General features: G+C 38.8%; 16 protein-coding genes and 1 riboswitch. Of the genes, 2 read left to right on the top strand and 14 right to left on the bottom strand.

The window, feature by feature from the left end:
- Positions 1–4 precede the first annotated feature (4 nt).
- Positions 5–1,216, top strand: coding sequence for an NAD(P)/FAD-dependent oxidoreductase (locus BUE08_RS02840; protein ID WP_286680320.1), 1,212 nt, complete (start codon positions 5–7; stop codon positions 1,214–1,216).
- Positions 1,217–1,270: 54 nt separating this feature from the next.
- Here BUE08_RS02840 and BUE08_RS02835 read toward each other — a convergent pair whose 3' ends face one another.
- The 4 genes from BUE08_RS02835 to sfsA form a co-directional block, all read right to left on the bottom strand.
- Complete coding sequence (locus BUE08_RS02835; RefSeq protein WP_286680319.1) at positions 1,271–2,026, bottom strand: fumarylacetoacetate hydrolase family protein; 756 nt, start codon at positions 2,024–2,026, stop codon at positions 1,271–1,273.
- A 35-nt stretch (positions 2,027–2,061) separates the two neighbouring features.
- Positions 2,062–3,213 (bottom strand): iron-containing alcohol dehydrogenase, encoded by a 1,152-nt coding sequence (locus tag BUE08_RS02830; protein ID WP_286680318.1) that lies wholly within the window; start codon positions 3,211–3,213, stop codon positions 2,062–2,064.
- Between the two features lie 43 nt (positions 3,214–3,256).
- Complete coding sequence (locus BUE08_RS02825) at positions 3,257–4,027, bottom strand: IclR family transcriptional regulator (RefSeq protein WP_059032803.1); 771 nt, start codon at positions 4,025–4,027, stop codon at positions 3,257–3,259.
- 121 nt (positions 4,028–4,148) lie between these two features.
- Complete coding sequence (gene sfsA / locus BUE08_RS02820; RefSeq protein WP_286680317.1) at positions 4,149–4,829, bottom strand: DNA/RNA nuclease SfsA; 681 nt, start codon at positions 4,827–4,829, stop codon at positions 4,149–4,151.
- A gap of 155 nt (positions 4,830–4,984) precedes the next feature.
- Here sfsA and BUE08_RS02815 point away from each other — a divergent pair, with 155 nt between their 5' ends.
- Positions 4,985–6,061, top strand: a complete 1,077-nt coding sequence (locus BUE08_RS02815) for a coiled-coil domain-containing protein (RefSeq protein ID WP_281743964.1) — start codon at positions 4,985–4,987, stop codon at positions 6,059–6,061.
- An 11-nt stretch (positions 6,062–6,072) separates the two neighbouring features.
- Here the strand turns inward: BUE08_RS02815 and gcvPB are convergent, their stop codons facing one another.
- The 10 genes from gcvPB to BUE08_RS02765 form a co-directional block, all read right to left on the bottom strand.
- Positions 6,073–7,521: an aminomethyl-transferring glycine dehydrogenase subunit GcvPB gene (gcvPB, locus tag BUE08_RS02810; protein ID WP_281743963.1), complete on the bottom strand. Its 1,449-nt coding sequence runs from the start codon at positions 7,519–7,521 to the stop codon at positions 6,073–6,075.
- Positions 7,522–8,853 carry an aminomethyl-transferring glycine dehydrogenase subunit GcvPA gene (gene gcvPA, locus BUE08_RS02805; protein WP_286680316.1) on the bottom strand — a complete coding sequence of 444 codons (1,332 nt, stop codon included), beginning with the start codon at positions 8,851–8,853 and terminating at the stop codon, positions 7,522–7,524. It abuts the gene before it with no gap.
- 1 nt (position 8,854) lies between these two features.
- Entirely contained in the window at positions 8,855–9,241 is a 387-nt protein-coding gene (gcvH, locus tag BUE08_RS02800; protein ID WP_059032808.1) for a glycine cleavage system protein GcvH, read from the bottom strand.
- 6 nt (positions 9,242–9,247) lie between these two features.
- Positions 9,248–10,321, bottom strand: coding sequence for a glycine cleavage system aminomethyltransferase GcvT (gcvT, locus tag BUE08_RS02795; RefSeq protein WP_286680315.1), 1,074 nt, complete (start codon positions 10,319–10,321; stop codon positions 9,248–9,250).
- Positions 10,322–10,476: 155 nt separating this feature from the next.
- Positions 10,477–10,566, bottom strand: a riboswitch (glycine riboswitch).
- A gap of 297 nt (positions 10,567–10,863) precedes the next feature.
- On the bottom strand, positions 10,864–11,844 hold the full coding sequence (locus tag BUE08_RS02790; RefSeq protein WP_286680314.1) for an ABC transporter ATP-binding protein: 981 nt from the start codon (positions 11,842–11,844) through the stop codon (positions 10,864–10,866).
- Positions 11,837–12,832, bottom strand: a complete 996-nt coding sequence (locus tag BUE08_RS02785) for an ABC transporter ATP-binding protein (protein ID WP_213950828.1) — start codon at positions 12,830–12,832, stop codon at positions 11,837–11,839. The genes BUE08_RS02790 and BUE08_RS02785 overlap by 8 nt, the downstream gene beginning before the upstream one ends.
- Positions 12,833–12,847: 15 nt before the next feature.
- Entirely contained in the window at positions 12,848–13,753 is a 906-nt protein-coding gene (locus BUE08_RS02780) for an ABC transporter permease (RefSeq protein ID WP_286680313.1), read from the bottom strand.
- 12 nt (positions 13,754–13,765) lie between these two features.
- Positions 13,766–14,686 carry an ABC transporter permease gene (locus BUE08_RS02775; protein WP_059032812.1) on the bottom strand — a complete coding sequence of 307 codons (921 nt, stop codon included), beginning with the start codon at positions 14,684–14,686 and terminating at the stop codon, positions 13,766–13,768.
- 85 nt (positions 14,687–14,771) lie between these two features.
- The gene (locus BUE08_RS02770; RefSeq protein ID WP_286680312.1) at positions 14,772–16,391 is read right to left on the bottom strand and encodes an ABC transporter substrate-binding protein; all 1,620 of its coding nucleotides are present in this window, start codon (positions 16,389–16,391) and stop codon (positions 14,772–14,774) included.
- Positions 16,392–16,491: 100 nt separating this feature from the next.
- A complete protein-coding gene (locus tag BUE08_RS02765) occupies positions 16,492–17,847 on the bottom strand; it encodes an amidohydrolase family protein (RefSeq protein ID WP_286680311.1) in 1,356 nt (451 codons plus the stop codon).
- Positions 17,848–17,858: the final 11 nt, after the last annotated feature.

Here is a 17,858-nt window from a genome sequence, read left to right as displayed (position 1 = left end):
TAAAATGACAGATCCTGTTGTGATAATCGGAAACGGAATAGCTGCTGTATCTGCTGCTGAAGCCTTTCGCGAAAACGACAGAGGCACTCCTGTTATTATATTAAGTGGAGAACCCTATTATGCGTATTATCGAATGTGGCTGTCGAGTCTTCTGGGAGAACCTTTGGACCTTGATAAGCTTTATATTCATAAACCTGAATGGTACGCAGAGCTTAATATTGATGTATGGCTTAACTGCAGAGCAGAGTCTCTTGATACAGAAAATTGCACAGTGTTATCAGATAACGGTAAAACAATAAAATATTCAAAATTGCTTCTTGCAAACGGAAGCAGCCCGTTTATTCCGCCTGTTGCCGGCAACGACCTTACAGGAGTTTTTTCTATACGCTCCTTGGATGATGTAAAAAAAGTAAATGAGTATATAAGTGACAAAGAAAATGGTATCGTTGTAGGTGGTGGAGTCTTAGGATTAGAGGTAGCATGGTCTTTGGCCAACAAGGGCAAAAAGGTTTCGGTAATCGAAGGCTCGCCGTATATTCTCTCAAAACAAGTTGACGAAACAGCTTCCCATCTTCTTATGGCTCTTGGTGAAAAAGCGGGGATAAATTTCGTGACCAATGGTAAACTCACAGAAATTATAGGCGAAAACGGTAAGGTTACATCAATTCAGCTTGAAGGTAAAACAATGCCCGCAGAATTTGTGGTATTTTCTACCGGCGTTCGTTCTAATATTGGCCTTGTAAAGAATACTCCTATAAAAGTTGGTAGAGGTGTTCAAGTCAATGAATATATGCAGACTTCAGTAGAAAATGTATACGCTGCAGGCGATATTGCAGAATATAAAGGACAGGTATACGGTATTTGGCCTGTGGCTCGGGAGCAGGGAAAAACTGCAGGCTTAAATATGGCGGGCAAACAAGTACATTATAATGAAGTGGTGCCCTCTAACTACTTAAAAGTATTCGGTGTGGAATTATATTCAGTTGGGGATTTGTGTAAAGACGGAAAGCCTTTTGATTCCATAAAGAAACTCGACAAAGAAAATAATAAATATAGTATTATTTTTATAAGAGATAGCAAACCTGTTGGCGCAGTACTTTTTGGTGACACCAAGCCTGCTATGAAAATTTCCAAAGCGATTAAATCTAATTTAGAAATCCCTGAGGAAATAATAAGAAACAATGATTTCGAAGGATTGCTAGCTATGCTGCAATAATTTTTAGAAAAAAAGAGACAACCGGGTACGGGCACTTCGGTTGTCTCTTTTTGTTTATTTAACTGTATTTTTTAGTCTGCCTATGTTTTCCAATTCAGCTTCAATAATATCCCCCGCTGTAAGATTCCCTTTTCCGGGAGGTGTTCCGGTGCTTATAATGTCTCCGGGATTTAATGTCATTATCGCAGATACAAATGCAATAATTTGCGAGACATTAAATATCATGTCTGATGTATTGCTATCTTGGGTCACTTTACCATTATGGTACATTTTAATGCCCAGATTATCCCCGTCAATTCCCTCGACAATGCAGGGTCCTATTGGCATAAATGTATCATAGCACTTGGCTTTTGTCCAAGGCTTACCCTTTATCATAAAATCTTTTGCAGTAATATCATTACCGCATGTATAGCCTAAAACATGATTTTTGGCATCTTCTGCGCTTACATTCTTGATCTTATCCTTTATGACTACAACAAGTTCTGCTTCATAATTTAGCTCTTTTACGCCTGGAGGACAGACTATAGCTTCATCAGGTCCTATAACAGATGTGCTAGGTTTTAAAAAGATTATCGGCTCCTCAGGCATAGGATCGCCTTTTTCATTTATTACCTCTTTATAATTTGTCCCCACACCTACAACCTTGGTGGGCTCGCAAGGAGCTAAAAGTTTGACTTTGTTTAAATCATAGACTTTTGATGTTTTTGACCATTTTCCAAAGATCGAGCCTTCCAATTCAGCTATCTTTTCACCTTCAAGTAATCCGTACTTTGGACCTTTGCCATCATCAAACCTTACATACTTATTCATTACTGCAGACACCTCCAAAATTTATGCAATTTTTTTTAAAGGGAATCTCTATATATCTTTTTTACATCCTCTAAACTCGGAAATTTCGGGCTGGATTTTAAATTACTGCTTGCATTTTCATAAGCATTTTGTGCCAGTTTATCTATATCTTCTTCTTTTACCCCTAGAGCGGATATCTTAGTCGGGATGCCAAGATCTTCTATAAACTTTTCCAAAGCCTTGATGGCTTTTTGCGCAGCTTCGTTTTCTGAAATATCTTTGGTATCTATGCCAAAAAGTTCTGCAACCTTTGCCAGCTTAGGAGAGGCATCCGGCAAAGAAAAGCGAAGAAAGGCAAGGGAGACTGCGGCTAGTGTCTCACCATGGGCAATATTATAATAAGCGCTTATTGGATGACCTAATCCATGTATACCGCAAGTTCCGGAAAGGTTTATAGCCATACCTGCAATTGTGCTAGCCCAAGCCATAGGTTCCCGATACTCAATTTTATCTCCATGCTCATACGCACCTTTTAAATTATCCAAAACAAGCTTCATGGCTTCAAAGGCCAGTGGTTTACTTATAGGCTGAGATCTTTTGCTCAGATATGATTCTAGAGCATGAAAGAATACGTCGATTCCGGTAGATGCTGTAACTTTTTTTGGAACTGTGAGCATAAGCTCTGGATCAATAATAGAAACTTTTGCAAAAGTGTCAGGAGAAGAAAAGGATTTTTTGGCACTGATTTCGGGATTCGTCATAACTGAATAATTATTAGCTTCGCTGCCGGTTCCGGCAGTAGTAGGTATTAGAATAATAGGTAGTACATCTCCTGCCGGCTGTGGTCCGAAATAGTTAGCAATCGAGCCTTCTCTTTTTACACCAAAAGCAATGGCCTTAGCTGAATCCATAGCGCTTCCACCGCCCAGCCCGATGATAACATCTACTTTGCTATCTCTTGCCAAAGTTATGCCTTTATCAATAGTGGTAGTAAGAGGATTCGGCTCCACTTCATCGAACAGTGTCCAATTTACGCCTTCCTTTTCAAGGCTTTTTGCAACGGTGTCTAAATGTCCGGTTTTCTTTGCGCTGGATTTACCCGTAACTATTAAAGCATTTTTTCCAAAAGATTTTGCATATACGCCGGTATCTTTAATTTTCCCTAGTCCAAATATAAGATGTGCCGGCATGAAAAATTCAAAATCCATAAAAACACCTCCAAAATTTTAAATATCATTTACTTAATGTTAATTATCTATTTGGCTGCCATCCCATTCTTTGGGATATCTTATTTGCACAGTCAATTACATCTTTGCTTAATCTCTCAACTTTTTCATGTGTCATGCTGACAGTAGGCCCTGATATGCTTATTGCTCCAATCACTTTACCTGTGTAATCAAAAACAGGAGCTGCGATACATCTTATTCCTTCTTCATTTTCTTCATCATCAATTGCAAAACCTTGTTTTCTAACTATTTCCAGATGCTTTAATAGTTCTTTTGGATTTGTTATAGTATTTTTTGTAAACTTTGTAAGTCCTTGCTTTATCGCTTCCTCTACAAACTCTTTATCTGCAAAAGCCAGAATTGCCTTCCCTACTGCAGATGCATGTAAGGGAACCGTCCTGCCTATTTGGGAAAACATGCGAATCGTTTTATTGCTGTCTAATTTATCGATATATACAGCACGAAAACCGTCAGGCACTACCAAATGTACTGCTTCATTCGCTTTTGATGAAAGCTCTTCAAGAAGGTCATGAGCTTCTCTTCGTATATCCATCCTGTCAAGAATAGCTTCTGCCAAAAACAAAATTTTCATCCCTAGCCGGTATTTTTCAGAGGATGTATTTTGTTCCACATATCCAAGGCTTAAAAGAGTTGTCAGCATGCGATGAACTGTGCTTTTATGCAGTCCTATTCGAGATGCAAGCTCAGTAACACCCAAACCTTCTTTTTCGGTTGCCAGTTCTTCAAGTATTTTAAATGCTCTCTCTACTGATTGTACTGTATTATCCTGCGGCATATCTTCACCTCTAATTATTTAATATCAATTCGGGTGTACCACTTTATGAAATTATGTTTCATAAAACATTCATATCTAATATATTCTACATTAACTTGTAAAATCCTTTTTTAAATAGCAATTATAGTTTTATTTTTATATGATTTTCTATAATAATGGAATTCCTCGTTACCTTACAATCAAGAGCTGCCATATCGACGTTCTGTTTTTGGGCTGCTTTTAAGGCATCGCTAAAAGTTTTGTGCATAGCTTCATTTGGCATAAAATAACTTACTTTTTGCATTTGAATTATGAAAATTATCCAAGCTGCATAACCATTTTGCCTGGCATCAATAAGCTCATTTAAGTGTTTTACGCCGCGTTCTGTTGGGGCATCAGGAAATAAGGCTACACCGTCTTTTTCTAATGTAACTCCCTTAACTTCAACAAACCCTCTGCTTTTTGCTGTTTCTATATAAAAATCAAAACGAGAGTTTTTATATTGAGCTTCTAGCTTTACAAACAAAATATCTTCTTTTATGTCAGAATCAGTGAGCCATTCGTAAAAGACTTTATTTGGTGCACTGCTGTCAATATTTACCAGCATATCACCTTTATATATCGATATAAGATCATATTTTGTCTTACGCTTAAAGTTATCCGACTCCTGGACAAAAACTTTTGCGCCTGGTGTAAGCAGCTCCTTGCACCTGCCTGTGTTTTTTACATGGCACAGCTGGCTTTTCCCTTCGATTTCTATATTTGCAATAAATCTATTAGGACGGTTTATAAATCTTGCTTCCTTAATATTTTTATAAATCACTGTATCGCAGCACTCCTTTAAAACTATTATACATCAAATTTTATCATTTAATTTTCGAAATAATTTTATAAAACCTGAAATTAAAGGATATAGTAATTTTTTGTAGAATGAAATATATATATAGAAGAACAAGTCGCCCATGCGGGAGGAATATTATGCAAACTTCTAAAGGGCTTATTTTTTTGGTAATAACTATTTTCATTCTAAATGTTTTATATATCGAAACTCCTTTAGGCGCTCAAAACACTGTAAGCGAACAACAACTAATTGAAGATATTCTGTCTCTTGACGCAAAAGTTCTGGCGCTTAAAAATGAGGTCGAAAAACTTTCAAATAAAAACAGCGAGCTTGAAAGGGAACTTAAAGAAAAAAAGAATGAGCTTGCATTGCTCAATAGCAACTTTTCTACGCAACAGAAAAAATTGGCTAAGTGGGTTGTTTTTTCCTTTAAGGGCGGCACAGGAAACATGCTTGCAGTTTTGCTGGGAGCTGAAGACTTGGGAGAGTTTTTTAGAAGATATGATAATGTAATGTTCTTTATGGAATATTATAAAGGTATAATAGATGAGACAAAAAATCTTATATCTTTACGAGAAAAAGAGGAAAATGATATTGAAAGAAAGCAGCAAGATATTAAAAATCTTGAAAAACAGTTAAAACTTACGCTAAATGACATTACTCGGACGCTAAAAGAAAAACAAAAGCAGCTTGCAGAGGCGCGTGCCGTTCTAAAGGATACAACATTTTTAGAAGATTTAAGCAAAAATTGGCAGGAGTCCTTGCCTTCTTTGGATTATCTGCTAAAAAACCTGTCAGCGCTACCTTGGTACAACCTAGACCCCGACAGTCTTAAAATCGATTATACTTCGTCAGCTGTAAGAGCCGATTTTTCGGATGTCTCAGTTACGAACACATTACTATCTCAAGATAAAAATCTCAAAAATATCTTTTTCAAATTTCATAAAGGGGGCGTTACAGTCAGCGAAAAGAATACTGACGGCTCTGCTCCCCTTTACTCAATTACATGTGATATTCAAATTACCGAAAATCAAAAAATAAAGTTTATCCCTAAAGAATTAGAGTTTCACGGCGTTACACTATCTGCAAAAGTCATAGATGAACTTGCGGCAGATTATGATTTAAGCTTTACGCCTCCCCCTCTTCCATATAATTTAAAGATATATTCCGTAAGTACCGAAGAGGGAAAACTTATACTGGAGTTTAAAAGATAGCCGAAAAATTTTTATTGTTTATAGATAACTTTAACATCTCTAGCAGCTTTTACCTCGTCAACACGTTTTACAGGCATACTAAAAGGCGCCGATTTTAAAATGTCCGGATTTTCTTGCGCTTCCCTATAAATATTTTGCAGCGCATCGCAAAACGCATCTAATGTGTCTTTGCTTTCGGTTTCTGTAGGTTCGATCATAAGCGCCTCTTCAACTATTAAAGGAAAATAAATAGTAGGAGGATGAAACCCATAATCCAGTAAGCGTTTAGCTACATCTAATGCTCTTACTCCAAAATTCTCTTTCCAGTTTTTACAGCTTACAACAAACTCATGCTTACAAACATTCCCTTCAGGCACGATAAACATATCTTTGATCTTTTTAAGCAGATAGTTGGCATTTAACACGGCAACTTCGCTTGCTTTCTTTAGTCCGGAGGCCCCCAAGCATTTTATATATCCATAGGCTTTAAGAACAACGCCTACATTACCATAAAACCCATGAATCTTGCCAATGCTATAAGGTATATTATAGTCTAAGACATATTTATCATCCTTTTTGGCTACGATAGGTTTAGGAAGAAAGTCCTTTAAAAACGCTTTTACTCCAACCGGCCCGGAACCCGGCCCACCGCCGCCGTGTGGCGTAGAAAAAGTTTTGTGCAGGTTAAGATGAACTACGTCAAAGCCCATATCTGCCGGCCGGGCAATCCCCATTACCGCATTAAGGTTTGCGCCGTCATAATACAGTAAAGCTCCCTTTTCATGTAATATTTCGGCAATTTCATGTATGTTCTTTTCAAAAAGGCCTAATGTATTTGGATTTGTAAGCATCAGCGCTGCAACATTTTCATCGACCACTTCTCTAAGTGCTTTAGGGTCTACAAGTCCGTCGCTGCCCGATTTTAAGCTTATAACTTCAAAACCTGCTTGACTTGCAGAAGCTGGATTTGTGCCATGGGCCGAATCCGGCACAATAATTTTAGTCCGTTTCTGTCCACTGTGTTCAAAGTACTTCTTTATGATAAACATCCCGGTAAGTTCTCCGTGTGCACCTGCTGCAGGCTGGAGTGTAAAATAGTCCATGCCGGTAATTTCAGCAAGGAAATTTTGCATATGATACATAACTTCCAATGTTCCTTGACAAAGTTCCTGAGGTGCGTATGGATGAAGCTGGGTAAATTCAGGCATTAAAGCAATTTCTTCATTGATTTTAGGATTATATTTCATAGTGCAGGAGCCTAAAGGATAGAAACCGCTATCTACTCCAAAATTCATGGTGGAAAGCTTAGTATAGTGCCTTATAACATCTACTTCCGATACTTCCGGCAGGTCTAGGTCGCATCTTATTAGATCCTCATCAAATACTTGAGATATTTCTACTTGAGGAACGTCAGGGGCAGTTAAAACAAATCCTTCTTTTCCTTTTCTTGATTTTTCAAAAATCAACGGCACATCGCTCACTTAATCCACCCCCAGTATTTTCAAGAGCTCATCGATTTCATGTTTCGTCCTTTTTTCTGTAAATGCTACCAAAAGCTTGCCTGCCTGTTCCGGGAAAAATTTATCTAATTTAAGGCCGGGAAGAATCTTGGCATTTAAGGCTTTCTGGTATTTTTCTTCAAGATTATCTACTTCTACCGCAACTTCATTGAACACTTTTGAATTTATAATCCTTATACCCTGATATTTTTTTGCTTCATTAATAAAATACTGTGTATTTGCGATACAGTTATATGCCGCCGACTTTAGTCCTTCTTTTCCCAGATATGCAAGATATATAGTTGCTGCCAGGGCATTTAATGCTTCGTTTGAACAGATATTAGATGTAGCTTTCTCTCTTCGTATATGCTGCTCTCGTGCTTGAAGGGTTAATACAAAAGCCCTGTTTCCTTCTTTATCAATGGTTTCTCCTACAATCCTGCCAGGCATGCTGCGCAAATACTTTGCTTTCGCACTCATAAATCCAAGGTATGGTCCGCCAAAGTTTAAGGAATTCCCCAACGGCTGCCCTTCTCCCACAACAATATCGGCTCCATATTCTGAAGGTGGCTTTAAAAACGCAAGAGCGATTGGATTCGCTGCTACTATCAGCATAATATCTTTCTCTTGAGTAATTTTTTGGACCCTTCTTACATCTTCTATGACTCCGAAAAAGTTTGGTACGCTGACAACCAGCGCTGCCGTCTCACCGTCTATAAGGGTCTCGAGTTTGTCCCAGTCCGTTTCATATAAACAGTTGTATGGCGAGACTACAACCTTGATGCCGCTGCCAAAAGCATAGGTCTGCGCTGTTTCAATGTATTCCGGATGCAGGGTTTGAGAAATTACTACTTTATTTTTCTTTTTTATGCGGCAAGCCATTAATATAGCCTCTGCCAAGCTTGACGCTCCATCATAGACTGAAGCATTCGCAACATCCATTCCGGTAAGTTTTGCTATCATGGTTTGATACTCAAAAATTGCAGCTAAAGTCCCCTGACTGCGCTCCGCCTGATAAGGTGTATATGCAGTATAGAATTCAGAGCGGCTTAGCAAAGCTTTTACCGCTGCCGGCACATAGTGATCATACGCGCCGGCTCCTATGAAGTTTATGTAGTCCGCTGCTTTGTTCTTGCCGCTTAAAACCGCAAACTCTCTTTTAAGCTCAATTTCATTTAAAGGTAGTGGCAAGTCAAGATCTCTGTCTAATTTCACTTTATCGGGGACATCACTGAATAAAGCCGTTACGTCGGAAATTTCCAGCTCTTTGAGCATTTCATCGATTTGATACGGGGCATGGCTTATATACTTCACATTACTCGCCCTCCACTAAACTTTTATATTCTGCCGGTGTCAAAAGGTCGTCCAGCTCGCTTTCATCCTCCACCTCCACAACTATCATCCATCCGTCATCATAGGGGCTTTCGTTTACAAGTTCCGGGGAATCATCCAGGGATTCATTTACCTGAACCACTGTTCCTGACACAGGAGCCATAAGATCAGATGCAGCCTTGACAGATTCTACAGAACCAAAAGGCTCTCCTTTTATTATCTTGTCGCCAACCTCCGGAAGCTCTACATATACAATATCCCCCAGCTCCTCTTGAGCATGATCTGTTATACCGATTTTACCATGGTTCCCTTCAACTGCAATCCACTCATGATCCTGAGTATACTTTAAAGTTAACGGAATATTACTCATTTAACGTCACCTCTTATAATTTTTTAAAAAATTTGTAGATGTTTTTTCTGCTTTATGTTTTTTCTTGTGAATTTCTATTTCAAATAAATCACCGGCTATATCTTTTGATGGAAGTTTTACAAGAGCCATAGCCAGATACTCTTTCACATATGGCGCAAAACCGCCGGATGTTACTTTTCCCACTTCTTTTCCATCATAGTAGACTGCATAGCCATGCCTGGGCACTCCTTTTTCTAGAAGCCTAAGCCCTATAAGACGTCTCCTGTCTTCTTGCCCTTTTTGAGCAAGAAGGGCATCTTTACCTACAAAAGGCTTGTCAAAATCGATAAATTTAGAAAGTCCTGCTTCAACCGGGGTAATATCTGGCCCTAATTCATTGCCATACAGCGGCAGACCAGCCTCAAAGCGCAGCGTGTCTCTGGCCCCAAGTCCACAGGGAATCGCTCCAAAATCAATCGCCTCAAGGAACAGCTTTCTTATAGGTTCAGCCATTCCATATATTTCGTAACCGTCACTGCCAGTATAACCCGTCCGGGATAAGATCAGTCGTTCCCCTTCAAATTCAACAATTTGGAAATAAAATGGTTTAAGCTTTACTTCACCAAAAATATTTTCTATAAAATTGATGCTTTCAGGTCCCTGGATAGCAATTAGGCAACACTCATTACTTATATCTTCAATTTTTATATCAGCTATTGCAAAATTTTTAATATATTCTACGTCCTTATCCTTATTTGCCGCATTTACTACAAGCAGATATTTTGCCGGCGTAAGCTTGTAGACCATCAAATCATCTACTGTTCCGCCATTTTCGTAAGTCAGCAATGTGTACTGCGCCTGACCTTCACTAATTTTATTTATGTTGTTCGTAAGCATACCGTTTAGGAACTCTGCCGCATTCTCGCCTGTAACAAGAACTTCCCCCATATGTGAAATATCAAAAACGCCCATCTTTGTCCTGACAGCCATATGTTCCTCAATAATTGAAGAGTATTGAATCGGCATTTCGTAACCTGCAAAATCTACCATTTTTGCTCCAAGATTCAGATGCTGTTCATACAGTGGTGTTCTTTTAAGCATATAATCCCTCCCTTTCCTTTAATCAATTTTGAATTTTTAGTTATTTTAAGCACAAAAAAATGTTCTAAGTACAAACAAAAAACATTTATACTTAGAACCTCTGTCCTTTTGCCTGAAAGATCTACCTCGTCGGCGCAAGAAGCTCTCCAGAGGGCGGTCCAAAGATGATCCTTTTGCCTGAGAGTTTCACCTGGCTCGGTTTACCCCTTCGGCGCCTTTTTAAAGGTCTCTCTCATCTTTTTCATACCTGTTTTGCATTGTTATCATCATAATAGCAGGTTCTTGGAAAATTTACAAGCCCTGGATAAAAGAAAAGTCTCCCTGTGCCTTTTTTCCTTTTGTTCCTTGCTATAGAAAACTTTCCTTCAATAGTTGATACTCTGCTACCATTGTAATGTTTTTCTAAGTAATGTCTATTAATGACAGCAATATATTCTGAGTGCAAAGAAGAATCTTGCTTGTTCTTACAATGATCTTTCACTACGTCAGGATGACAGATTGCTCCAACCTCTAAAAAACATCTTATCTTAACCTACATGAAATTATCTCGAATATAGATGGCATGCAACCATATGCCCATTAAAATCCTTAAGCTCGGGTTCTTCTATGCTGCATTGTTTCATAGCGTTTGGACATCTTGTATGAAATCTGCACCCTGCCGGTGGATTTACGGGACTTGGCACATCCCCTTGTAAAATAACTCTTTTGCTCTCTCTTAGCCTTGGGTTGACTTTTGGAACAGCTGAGATTAAAAATCTGGTATATGGATGAAGAGGTTCGTCATATATGTCTTTAGCATTGCCCGCCTCTACTATTTTTCCTAAGAACATTACATATACTTTATCTGACACATATTTTACTATTCTAAGATCATGAGATATGAATATATAAGTCAATTGAAACTGCTGCTGAAGATCCTTTAAAAGATTTAGAACTTGAGCTTGAATAGAGACGTCTAAGGCAGAAACCGGCTCATCACATATAATGAGCTCAGGATTTAGGGCAAGCGCTCTGGCGATTCCTATACGTTGGCGCTGTCCGCCGCTGAACTGGTGAGGGTATCGTTTCATATGATAAGATCTTAAACCTACTTCTCTCATAAGTTCATATACCATCTTTTCCTTTTCTTTTCCGAAAGCTACTCCATGAGTTTCAAGGGGTTCGCCGATTATTTCGCTTATGGGCATGCGGGGATTTAGCGAGGCATAAGGGTCTTGAAAAATTATCTGCATCTTTTTACGCAGTTTTCTAAGTTCTTCGCCGTTCATATCATATATGTTTTGACCTTTAAAAAGCACTTTGCCGGAAGTAGGTTCCAAAAGGCGTAAAATCAAACGGCCTAATGTGCTTTTCCCACAGCCGGATTCACCCACAAGGCCTAAGGTTTCGCCTTTTGCCACTTTCAAATTTATGCCGTCCACTGCATGTACCGCTTTCTTTTTCTTGCTAAACAAACCTTCGCCGCCTACTATAAAATGCTTTTTTAGATCTACTGTTTCAACTAAGACTTCATTACTATTCATCACTGCTCACCTCTTTGCAGTACTTCCAGCATTTAACCATATGGCCTTGCTTTGCTTCGCCTATCAAAGGGTCTTTTTTCTTGCAAATATCCATCGCATCAACGCAGCGAGGCCAGAAGCGGCAACCTTTTGGAAGCTTGGTCAAGTTCGGAACAACACCTGGTATATTGAAAAGTTTTTGATTTTTTTCCTGTTCAAATTTTGGTATTGAATTGTAAAGACCGATAGTATATGGGTGAAGGGGTTCTTCAAAAATCGAGTACACATCAGAATATTCCACTACTGTTCCTGCATACATAACACACACTTCGTCTGAGACTTCTGATATTACACCTAAATCGTGTGTTATCATCAAAATCGACATATTATTTTGTTTTTGTATATTTTTCATCAGCTCCAAAATCTGAGCTTGAATAGTAACATCCAAGGCTGTCGTCGGCTCATCGGCAATTAAAAGCTTTGGGTTGCACGCAAGTGCCATTGCAATCATAACTCGCTGCCTTAAGCCGCCTGATAGTTGATGAGGATAGCTAGAAAGTCTTTCCTCCGGGTCAGGTATACCTACAAGGTTAAATAGTTCTACAGTCCTTTTTAAGGCCTCCTGTTGGTCTGCATGCTTATGAATCTTCAATACCTCCATAACTTGGCTTCCCACTGTGTAAACCGGATTCAGCGATGTCATGGGCTCCTGAAAAATCATGGAAATTTCATTTCCGCGAATTTCGCACATCTCATCATAGGTTTTTTTCGAAAGGTCTATGCCTTCAAAAAAGATTTGACCGCCGACAATTTTTCCCGGAGGTGACGGGATTAATTTTAATATAGAAAGAGCCGATACGCTTTTTCCACAGCCGGATTCGCCCACAAGACCCAGTGTCTTGCCTTTTTTTATTGAAAAGCTCACATCATCAACAGCCGGAACCACTCCTTCATCGCTATAGAAATAGGTCTTAAGGCCTTGCACTTTCAGTATTTCATCATTATCCAAACTCCCCACCTCCGATTATTGTTTCATATACGGATCCAGCGCATCTCGAAGGCCGTCTCCTAAAAAGTTGAAAGCTAAAACGACAATTAATATGGCAAAACCGGGAGATATTGCAACCCATGGCGCAGAAAATAAATATTCTTTGCCGTTAGAAATCATAAGGCCCCAGCTGGGCGTTGGAGGCTGTGCGCCAACACCTAGAAAGCTGAGACTTGCCTCAGACATGATAGCTTCAGGTATGCCCATTGTAAGTAATACCAAAAGAGGCGCCATACAGTTTGGAAATATATGTCTTATCATTATAATGCTATTTTTTACTCCAATGGCCTTAGCTGCTTCTATAAATTCCTTTTCCTTTATGGATAGTGTTTGGGCTCTTACCACTCTGGCAGTGCCTGCCCATCCGACGATACTCAGTGCTATAAATATATTGTAAATGCTTGCGCCTAATGTGTACATAACTACCATGGCAAGCAGGAGAGATGGAAATGCCATAACCATATCTGCAATTCTCATTATAACAGTGTCTATTTTGCCGCCATAATATCCTGATACGATTCCTAAAACTGATCCTATTGTCATGGATATCAATGTCGGAATAAGACCTATGATAAGAGAAATACGAGTACCGTAAATAATACGGCTTAGCATATCCCGACCATATATATCAGTCCCTAAAATATGCTGACTGCTTGGCGGCTGAAATTGTTTTAACAAATCTACTGCGTAAGGATCGTACGGAGAAATCCATTTTGCAAAAATAGCTACAAAAACCATTATTATTACAGTCGCGGCGCCGATCATCGCCATTCTATTTTTTCTAAAACGATACCATACTTCTTTTATAAAAGTGGTACCGTAAATTTCCATTTCTTCGTCATACTCTTCTTTTACAAAATCATCTTTTTTATTTTCCATCATGGCCGGCACCTCTCAATCATACCTTATTCTTGGATCAAGGTAAGAATATGCAATATCTGCTACCAGGTTCCCTATTATAACAAGGCCTACCGTAAATATTACAGAGCCTTGCAACAGAGGCATATCTCTGTTTTGTATGGCATTGACACAAACCCTGCCAATGCCCGGGATTCCAAAGACGCTTTCTGTTATCACAGCACCTGAAAGCAAACCTGCGACTTGGATTGCCATTACGGTCACAACCGGCAGCATTGCATTTTTAAGTGCATGATAAAACACGACTTGTCTTTCTTTTAGTCCTTTTGCTCGAGCTGTTCTTATATAATCAGTTCTTATTACTTCCAGCAAACTTGACCTTGTCAGGCGTGCTATAGATGCCGCAGAGCTCCATCCTAATACGATTGCAGGCAAGATTACATATTGCGGTCCGCTAAAACCTGAAATCGGCAGCAAATTTAATTTAAGGCCAAAAATATATTGCATGATAAGTGCTGACCAAAATATTGGCATTGACACTCCTAATAGTGTAAAACCCATAAAAAAATTATCTATAAAAGAGTACTGTTTTATTGCAGAAATTATCCCGGCAGGTATACCGATTCCCCATGCAATTATTATAGCTGCAATAGAAAGAACAACGGTATTGGGAAATGCCTCTAAAAGTAGATCTGTTACGTTTCTATTTAGTTTATATGACCTGCCTAAATTTCCATGCAGCAAATCTCCCATAAATTTAAAATAGCGGATATAGACAGGATCATTTAAATGCATTTCATTTTTAACACGTTCCAACACATCCGGGCTTATGTGTTCTTTCATCATTAATACCACAGGGTCGCCCGGAACTACATTCAATAGGTAGAATGTAATAATGGTTATGCCGATAATTATCGGAATTGAAATCAATATTCTTTTAAATATGTACTTGCCCATTTGATTACCTCCCGTGATATTTGATGTCTTACAGAAATGGGCTCAGAAGTATTGGTTAGAGGAGCCTTATCGGCCCCTCTATATTTTATTCTTCTACTTTTACTTCATAATAAGGCATATCGCTCCAGCCATTCCATGAAACTTTAAAATTCTTAACTCTGGGCTGCACAACGAATAAATGATCTAAATGGAATAATGGAATCCATGCAGCATCATCATAAACTATTATTTTTTCAAGTTCATTGTATAAAGCAATTCTTTCGTTCTGATCAGTCATTGCTCTTGCTTTTTCAAGCCCTTCCTGAACATACTCATTGTTGTAATTGAAAGATCTTACTTTTGAGTTTTGCTTAGAAAAGAATGTATACATAAAGTTGTCCGGATCATTGAAATCTGCAGACCAGTCACTTGTGTACATTGGAAGTTTACCTTCTCGTCTGGTTCCAAACCATGCAGCTTCATCCATTTGCACTATCTCTGCTTTTACGCTTATATCATTGAGCATGGCCTGGACAGCTTCATTTAGCTTTAAGGTATTTGGAGAATCAACAGTTTGCGAAATTTGCATTTGAAAACCATTCGGATAGCCTGCTTCTGTCAACAGCGACTTTGCCGCTTCTATATCATATGGTATGCCCGGCAGATTTGGATTATATCCTATAAGGCCCGGCGGCAGAATGCCTTTAGCAACTGTGCCTGTGCCATTATAAAGCGTATCTAGAAGAAGCTGCTTGTTGATTGCCCGCTGCATAGCTTTTCTAACTTTGACATCATCAAAAGGTTCTATTGCCTGATTGATGTTATAGTAATAGACGCCCACCCTGGGGCCGCTGACTATCTGGTTTTTCCACTTTTCGCTGTTTTTAAAATAGGGAATCTGAGAACGTGCATTGTCGCAGTCAAATACATCAATTTCACCTTTTTCAAACATCATTCTTTGTGTTTCTGCATCCGGAACTATTTTAGCTATAATTTTGTCTAAATCAGCTTTACCTTTAAAATAATTTGGATTAGCTGCTAAAACAATTTGGTCATTATAAGACCAACTACTCAGCACAAAGGGTCCTGTTCCTACTGTAGCTTCGGCTTTTACTCCAAAATCCTGTCCTGCGGCTTCAGTGGCTTTTCGATTATATATTGATCCTGCCGGAGTTGAAAGACAGGCTATAAATGGCGCAAAAGGCTGCGCAAGTGTAATTTGAATTGTATAATCATCTATAACTTTAAGACCTCTTGTAGAATCAGCGGTGCCATCCATTCTTTCCTGAGCGCCATCTATCATATTAAGAAAATCCGTATTTAATGCCTTTGTCTTAGGATCTAACATACGATCAAAAGTGTAGAGGACGTCATCTGCCTTGAGTTCTTCTCCATTGTGAAACTTTACACCCTTTCTTAGATGAAATGTGTAAACAAGGCCGTCTTCTGATACATCCCACTTTTCTGCAAGTCCCGGTTGAAGTTCGGATTTCCCCGGTTCTATCGTAACAGCTTCAACTAAGCGATCATAAATGTTCAAAGGTATGAAGTATTCTTCAGTAGTAAGTTGAACATCGGCTGTTCCGGGATCTGACGTTTTAGCTATAGTTATAACTTTTTCTTTTTGCTGGGCAGGAGGAGCTGAGCTTGAGGAACATCCCGTAAGTTGAGATAATATCAATAATAGTATTACAAAAGATACTAACCATTTTTTTCTTACTGGCATTAGAAAACCCCCTCATATTTTTTAATTTTTTAAACTAATAGCTCCATTTACACTTTACTTATAATTTTTTCCGAATCATCTCCTTCTTTTAAAAACTCTTCTACGCTCTAATAGCGCAGCCAAGGCGTCTGTTTATTATTTTGCCTTGGGCTAAAGCCATTCTGCCGCCTATAAGCACATAATCTATGCCATCAGGTGGCAATGTCGGGTTTTCAAATGTGGCTGTGTCTCTGATTTTTTCAATATCAAAAACAGTAATATCTGCATCGGCGCCTATGGAAAGAGTACCTTTATCTATGCCGAATCTTTCAGCGGGAATATAGGTCATCTTGGCTATTGCTTCATTTAAAGATACAAGTTTCTTGTTTATAACATATTCTCGTATAAATCTTGGAAAAGTTCCGGCGGCTCTTGGGTGTCCGTTGCCATTGTTTAGTATTCCGTCACTTGCAACAATGGTTTTTGGGTGAGATAAGGCTTTATCTACTTCCGAATCCCTCATAACATGGGCTACAACCAAATAGTCTGGGTGATTTTCTCTTTCTTTTTTAAAACTGGCTTCATTTAGTCTTTGCCCTTTATATTCTCCTTGAGTTATCTCTAATGCCGAATAGTCTATGCCATATCTTTCTAGAAAACCATCATCGAAAGTAGTTGAGCCAATAGATGTGCAAAAAGCATTATACGGGTAGCAGTCTATACCTATATTGATACCGGTGCCGCTATGGTAGTCTATAATCTGAAGAGCTTGCTCCATTTGGCCATAAGCCGCCATACTGCCTATGTGGGATACCTGCACTTTTATGCCGGTATCTTTTGCAATATTGATAAGTTCCATAATAGATGGCGCAACTTTATCTGCATCGTCTCTTATATGTGCGGCCACAATTCTGTCATATTTTTTAACTGTTTGGCTCAAAGCCGCCATCTCATCGCTGCTTACTCCTGGAATATAACGTATGCCAAAAGACAAACCTAGCGTTCCGGATTCCAGCTCGAATTCAAGTCTTTCGCTCATTTTATAAATAACATCTTTGCCTACGCCTTTATACTTGTCAAAATTTCCAAAATCACTTCTTAAATTTCCGTGAGCTGAAAGCAAGCCTATATTTATCGGATACCCGAGCCTATCAGCTTCATTTAAGTATTTTTCGGGATGCTTAGGGCCCGATCCGCAATTGCCTCCTACAGCACTTGTAACGCCCATTTTAAGCATGCAGTCGGCTATGTCAAAACTAAAATCTTTTTTCTTTTCATCATATGAATCTTCATGCATATGAATATCAACAAAGCCCGGAGAAATAGTAAGGTCGGAACAATCAATGTTGTTTTCTCCTTCTATTTCGTCGATTGTCAATGCTGCTATTTTTCCATCTTTTATTCCTATATTTAATTTACTTGCAATTTTGTTTTTAGGATCAACCACATATCCGTTAAGAAGTGCATAATCAAACATAAGGTGTACCT

It is taken from the genome of Tepidanaerobacter sp. EBM-49 (assembly GCF_001896645.1).
Classification (GTDB): Bacteria; Bacillota; Thermosediminibacteria; order Thermosediminibacterales; family Tepidanaerobacteraceae; genus Tepidanaerobacter; species Tepidanaerobacter syntrophicus.
Note: the sequence above shows the minus strand (reverse complement) of the source record. Positions and strands in the feature narration are given on the sequence as shown.

Coding starts and splice junctions, on each gene's coding strand:
- BUE08_RS02765 (WP_286680311.1), bottom strand. CDS start 17,847: ATGTTTGATTATGCACTTCTTAACGGATATGTGGTTGATCCTAAAAAC.
- BUE08_RS02770 (WP_286680312.1), bottom strand. CDS start 16,391: ATGCCAGTAAGAAAAAAATGGTTAGTATCTTTTGTAATACTATTATTG.
- BUE08_RS02815 (WP_281743964.1), top strand. CDS start 4,985: ATGCAAACTTCTAAAGGGCTTATTTTTTTGGTAATAACTATTTTCATT.
- gcvT (WP_286680315.1), bottom strand. CDS start 10,321: ATGCTTAAAAGAACACCACTGTATGAACAGCATCTGAATCTTGGAGCA.
- BUE08_RS02835 (WP_286680319.1), bottom strand. CDS start 2,026: ATGAATAAGTATGTAAGGTTTGATGATGGCAAAGGTCCAAAGTACGGA.
- gcvH (WP_059032808.1), bottom strand. CDS start 9,241: ATGAGTAATATTCCGTTAACTTTAAAGTATACTCAGGATCATGAGTGG.
- BUE08_RS02825 (WP_059032803.1), bottom strand. CDS start 4,027: ATGCCGCAGGATAATACAGTACAATCAGTAGAGAGAGCATTTAAAATA.
- BUE08_RS02830 (WP_286680318.1), bottom strand. CDS start 3,213: ATGGATTTTGAATTTTTCATGCCGGCACATCTTATATTTGGACTAGGG.
- BUE08_RS02840 (WP_286680320.1), top strand. CDS start 5: ATGACAGATCCTGTTGTGATAATCGGAAACGGAATAGCTGCTGTATCT.
- BUE08_RS02790 (WP_286680314.1), bottom strand. CDS start 11,844: ATGAATAGTAATGAAGTCTTAGTTGAAACAGTAGATCTAAAAAAGCAT.
- BUE08_RS02775 (WP_059032812.1), bottom strand. CDS start 14,686: ATGGGCAAGTACATATTTAAAAGAATATTGATTTCAATTCCGATAATT.
- BUE08_RS02780 (WP_286680313.1), bottom strand. CDS start 13,753: ATGATGGAAAATAAAAAAGATGATTTTGTAAAAGAAGAGTATGACGAA.